We start from the raw sequence: 5182 nt of genomic DNA, 5'->3' as shown, positions 1-5182 counted from the left end.
GCCCGCCCCTCACCACCACCTGGAGGACCGCATGACGCCGCCGCCACAGCCCGCCCCGGAGACGCCCGACACTGTGGCCGAAGCCACCTCCCAGTGCTGCTCGGCCCACACGGCCACCGGGGAGCACGGTTACACGAAGAACAAGGACGCTCACCTCAAGCGACTACGCCGCATCGAGGGCCAGATCCGGGGCCTCCAGCGGATGGTGGACGAGGACGTCTACTGCATCGACATACTCACGCAGGTCTCCGCCTCCACGAAGGCCCTCCAGTCCTTCGCCCTCCAGCTCCTCGAAGAGCACCTGCGGCACTGCGTGGCCCACGCGGCGCAGGACGGCGGTGCCGCCATGGACGCCAAGGTCGAAGAGGCCACCGCCGCCATCGCCCGTCTCCTGCGCACCTGACCCCCTGCCGGGGGGGGCGGGCCGACCACGCGAACGCCGGCCGTCCCGGCCATCCCGGCCGTCCCGGCCGTCCCGCGCGTGCTCCGGTGGGTCGGCCAGGGCTGCGCCGCGTCGGCTCGCCCGTGCTCCGGTGGATCGGCCAGGGCTGCGGCCGGCTCGCCAAGCTCCCGCCAGCAGGCTCCCGCCGTAAGGCTTCCGCCGGCTCACCGGCGGTCCCTACCGGGTCGGACCAGGAGCCTCGTCCAGCTCACCGGCGGCGCGGCGGAGCACCTCGTCGATACGGGCCCGACTGAGAGGCCCCTCGGCGGCGGAGGCGGCGATCATCAGCTCTCCGCACAGCTCGATCTCGGCGAGGGCCGCGTGGTCCTGGTGATCCTGCGTCAGCGTGCGCCGCCGACAGCGGCTCCCGCGGCCGTCACCTCTGTTGTCACGCTTCGGTACAGGCACACGTATCACCTCCCGTGCTCCACGGATCCACCGGGCGGGAACGCCACGGCCGGGCCGGGGCCCGGCTTCCCAGCGTAGGGAGTACCACACCGTCCGCGCATGGCACTTCCGAACCATTTACCGGATCAACGCCCGGTCACGGAGCGGCGATCTTCCCCGCCCAGATGTCGTCGGACTCGGGCATGGCGATCCGCGCCTCGACAGCGAAATCGCTGAGCCTCGTGGTGGACGAGACGGTCAGATCCATGTCCGGCACGACGGTCGGGCCCGTGCCGTCGGCCCGCTCGCCGTCCGCCCGCGCACCGGCGGCAGGGCCGCTGCCTGCTCCGCCGCTGCCCGTGGCGTCGCCGCCGGTGGGGTCTTGAGCGACGGGATCCTCTCCGGTGGCGTCCGTGGTGAAGGAGAACCGGTGCTGCACCTTCCGCATTCGGCCCTGGGCGTCGAGGTAGGCGTCGAACGGCACCGTACGGCCGGAGAACCCCTTCTCCGCCGCCCGCAGCCGGTGCCGGGCCTGCGGCGGCGCCGCGTCGGCCGCGCGTTCGATGTCGACCACGCCGCTGTAGTGCCACACCCGCTCGCCGTCCAGTTCGGTGACGCCCTCGAAATCGATCCGCCGGGCGCCCCTCAGCAACTGGGCCGCGGTGAGCGGGTCCGTCGCCCCGCCCGTCACCAGGTTCCCGTCCGGCAGCCCTGCGGTCGCCACCCGCACCCACTTGTCGTCGGGCACACCGGCGCGGTTCTTCATGTACAGCGCGTCGGGAGTGATCAACTCGGTGACGGGCCTGCGTTCCCCGGGCCGCGCCCCGTCGGCGCCGGGCGGCAGCGTCACCCGCAGCCTCCCGGTGGCCCGGGACAGATCGAAGAGTCCGGCCCCCTCGATGGTGACGCGCGTGCCGCCGCTGGCCATCTCCATGGCCGTCCGCACCCGCGCCGAACCGGCCCGTGACAGGACCTCCGCCGCCCTGACGACGGCGGCCCCGCCAGGGCCCGAGGGACGCGCCGCGGTCGGAAGACCGTCCGTGGCGACCGCGCCGTCCCCGGAACACCCCGTGAGCGCCGCGGCAGCGAGGGCGGTGCCCATCGCCGCCACCAGAACAGGGGAGCCGATCGCGTCGCCACGCGGGAGCCGTCCCGGCCGTCCCTGCCGCTCCGACCTCCAGGCCCGGTGGCCCGACCACCGTCCCGGCACACCCGTGCGCCCTGTGTGCGCCGCGCGCGCCGTGTTTGTCATGCGTGCCATGCGCGTCATGAGCCCTGTGCGCGCCGTGCGCGTCATGAGCCCTGGCAGTCCCGTCAGCCCTGTCCGCCGCGGCCATCCTGGCCACCCCGGCCCCCCCGGCCCCCCCCCCCCCCCCCCCCCCCCCCCCCCCCCCCCCCCCCCCCCCCCCCCCCCCCCCCCCCCCCCCCCCCCCCCCCCCCCCCCCCCCCCCCCCCCCCCCCCCCCCCCCCCCCCCCCCCGGCTGTCCCAGCCGCCCCCGTCGCCGCACTGTCATCCCGCCGACCTCTCGTTCCCGGTCGCTGCCGTACCGGTCGCGGGCCGGTCCGGATCCGTCGGTTCATCGGGGGCAACGAGGCCCTGGGAGCGCCCGTCACGGTCCCAGTACGGTGGTCACGTGCGAGAGCGAGCCCCCGAACACCAGCCGGACCTTCTCCCCGCAGCCGGAACAGAGGCCGGACCAGCAGCCACGCCCGCGCCCGGCGCCACGCCCCTCGACCGACCCACGCCCGTGGACGGGGTCACGCCGGTAGATGGGGTCGCGCCCGTGGACGGGGTCGCGTCGCACGCGACGTCGCTGCACGAACGGGGAGCCTTCTGCTCCGCCTCATGCGCCTGCGGCTGGCGCGGAGCGGCGCGCCGCGCCCGCGCCCTGGCCCGCGCGGACGCCCTCGCGCACGAAGACGCGCACCAGGACGCGCACCGAGACTCCGCCTCTCACGCGGCAGCGCCCCCGCCGGACGGACCGGCGGGGGCGCTGTAAACCGTCCGGGACGGGGCCCTTCCCGGGCCCGACCGACACCTCGGTGAGGCGGTAGTGAGGCGGTAGCCAGGCGGCGGAGGTGCGCGGCGCGGGGCGGCGAGGCGCGAGGCCCCGAAGGAGCGAACCGTCGAAGCGACAAGACGTCGCAGCGGCGAAACGTCGCAGCGTCAGCGAGCGTTCTTCCGGGGGCTCAGGCCGCCAGGTCGCGGCCCGAGCTGCGGCGCGAGGTGGCGCCCTCCCGAGGGCCGGCGGACCGGCCGTCGGCGGACCGGTCGTCGCCCTCCGCGGACGAGCGGGCGGCTGCGCCGCCCGCCCACAGCAGCGTCTCGATCCGGCCGTTGCCGGCAACGGCCCGCACCAGCGGGGTCAGCGCCCACATGGCGACCGGGGCGAGCAGCAGGGCGACGGCGGTGCCCAGGGCGAGGCCGCCGATGACGTCGGTCGGGTAGTGCACCCCCATGTAGACGCGGCAGAAGCCCTCCAGCACGGCGAGGGCGATGGCCACGAGTCCCGGCTTGCGCTGCACCATGAAGATGCCGACGGCGATGGCCATGGTGAGCGTCGCGTGGTCGCTCACGAACGAGAAGTCGGTCTTGCCCTGGACCAGGACCTCCACGCCCTGATGGTCCAGGAAGGGCCGGGGTCGCTCGACGAAGCCGCGGATGGGGATGTTGACGGCCAGTGCGACGAGGGCCGCCACGGGCGCCCAGATGAGCCCGGCGAAGCCGCTGAGAGCCTCGTCCCGGCTCTCGCGCTTCCGGGTGATGCCCCACCAGGCCCACAGGGCCAGGGCGACGAGCCCCACGGCGATGCCGTACTCCCCGACGTACTCCATGATCCGGTCGGCCCACGTCGGTGCGTCCTTGGCCAGGCCGTTGATGTCGTAGAGAAGTTCGACATCGGGGTTGTCCCAGAGTGCCATCGCGGTGCGGCCCCTCACTTCGGCTGTGTGCTCATGGCTGGATCTGCGCTGACGACCCCCCGTGGTCGCGGTGCGGAAGTCCCATTCCGCGAAGAAAAACGCGCTGCGGCAGGCGAACCGTTCCGTTCGTACCGAACGATCACCAGGACGTTACCCAAGGGTGACCCATAGACGCAGCTCAGGGCCTATGCCTCACGGATTGTTGACGTAATCCCTGCCCTGCGTACACAACCGTGCGCCCCGGCTGTGCGCACGTGGCGCGGCTCACTTGCCGGTGGGGCGGGTCGCTCCGAAGTAGTCCGGGGAATCGATCGGGTCGTACCGGATCTTCGCTCCCGTGTAGGGGGCGTTGATCATTTTGCCACCCCCGACGTAGATGCCGACGTGGTGGATGGAGCGCGAGTTGGTCAGATCGTGGGCGAAGAAGACCAGGTCACCGGGGAGCAGCTCGTCCCGCTTGGGATGCGGCCCCGTGTCGTACTGGTCATTGGCCACGCGCGGCAGCTCGACCCCGACCTTCTTGTACGCCGCCTTCGTCAGCCCCGAACAGTCGAACCTGCCGCCCTGCTCCGGCGTACCGTTGCCGCCCCACAGGTACGGGGTGCCCAGCTTGCTCTGCGCGAACGCGATAGCGCCCGCCCCCGCCTTCGTGGGGCTCAGCCGGCCGCCGGGCGCGGAGAAACTCTTCTCCATCCTGCGGATCGTCGACACGTAGTTCTTCGTCTCGCTGTACGGCGGCACCCCGTTGTACTTGATCACGGCGTACGGGCCCGCGTTGTACGCGGCGAGCATGTTGTTCGTGACGTCCCCCGGCACGTCCTTCACGTTCTTCGCCAGCGAACAGTCGTACTTGGCAGCCGACGGAATGGCGTCCTCCGGGTCCCACACGCTCTTCTTGCCGTCACCGTTGGCGTCGAAGCCGTGGACGGACCAGGTCGTCGGGATGAACTGCGCGATGCCCTGCGCCTGCGCGTTGCTCTGCGCGTCGGGCTGGAAACCGCTCTCCTGCTTCAGCTGCGAGGCGAGCACCGCCGGGTTGAGCGCCTTGCAATAGGTGCCCCACTTCTGCACGAGCCCCGCGTAGGCGGCCGGAACCGACCCCTTGGCGAGCGCGACCGCGCCTCCGGCGCCGCCGAAGAGACTGGCCGCGGCCACATAGGTACCCACCACGAGCAGCGCGACGAACAGGGAGAGCACTCCCAGCCCGCCACCCACCGCCAGCAGCCACACTTTCTTCCGGCCCACGCCCCCCCCCCCCCCCCCCCCCCCCCCCCCCCCCCCCCCCCCCCCCCCCCCCCCCCCCCCCCCCCCCCCCCCCCCCCCCCCCCCCCCCCCCCCCCCCCCCCCCCCCCCCCCCCCCCCCCCCCCCCCCCCCCCCCCCCCCCCCCGCCGAAGAGACTGGCCGCGGCCACATAGGTACCCACCACGAGC

The 5182-nt window shown here is 73.7% G+C and carries 5 protein-coding genes; 1 reads left to right on the top strand and 4 read right to left on the bottom strand.

Annotated features, from left to right (window positions below; genetic code table 11):
* Window positions 1–31: 31 nt before the first annotated feature.
* Window positions 32–403, top strand: a complete 372-nt coding sequence (locus AB8Z75_RS30575; RefSeq protein WP_369207672.1) for a metal-sensitive transcriptional regulator — start codon at window positions 32–34, stop codon at window positions 401–403.
* A 216-nt stretch (window positions 404–619) separates the two neighbouring features.
* On the opposite strand, the gene AB8Z75_RS30570 is transcribed toward AB8Z75_RS30575, so the two are convergent.
* The 4 genes from AB8Z75_RS30570 to AB8Z75_RS30555 form a co-directional block, all read right to left on the bottom strand.
* Window positions 620–850, bottom strand: coding sequence for a hypothetical protein (locus tag AB8Z75_RS30570; RefSeq protein ID WP_369207674.1), 231 nt, complete (start codon window positions 848–850; stop codon window positions 620–622).
* Window positions 851–986: 136 nt separating this feature from the next.
* Complete coding sequence (locus AB8Z75_RS30565) at window positions 987–2090, bottom strand: hypothetical protein (RefSeq protein ID WP_369207670.1); 1104 nt, start codon at window positions 2088–2090, stop codon at window positions 987–989.
* 929 nt (window positions 2091–3019) lie between these two features.
* Entirely contained in the window at window positions 3020–3751 is a 732-nt protein-coding gene (locus AB8Z75_RS30560; protein ID WP_369207668.1) for a phosphatase PAP2 family protein, read from the bottom strand.
* Window positions 3752–4015: 264 nt separating this feature from the next.
* Complete coding sequence (locus AB8Z75_RS30555) at window positions 4016–4996, bottom strand: NlpC/P60 family protein (protein WP_369207666.1); 981 nt, start codon at window positions 4994–4996, stop codon at window positions 4016–4018.
* Between the last annotated feature and the right edge of the window lie 186 nt (window positions 4997–5182).

The organism is Streptomyces sp. PU-14G (assembly GCF_041028275.1).
Classification (GTDB): domain Bacteria; phylum Actinomycetota; class Actinomycetes; order Streptomycetales; family Streptomycetaceae; genus Streptomyces.
This window is presented reverse-complemented; position numbering and strand designations above follow the sequence as displayed.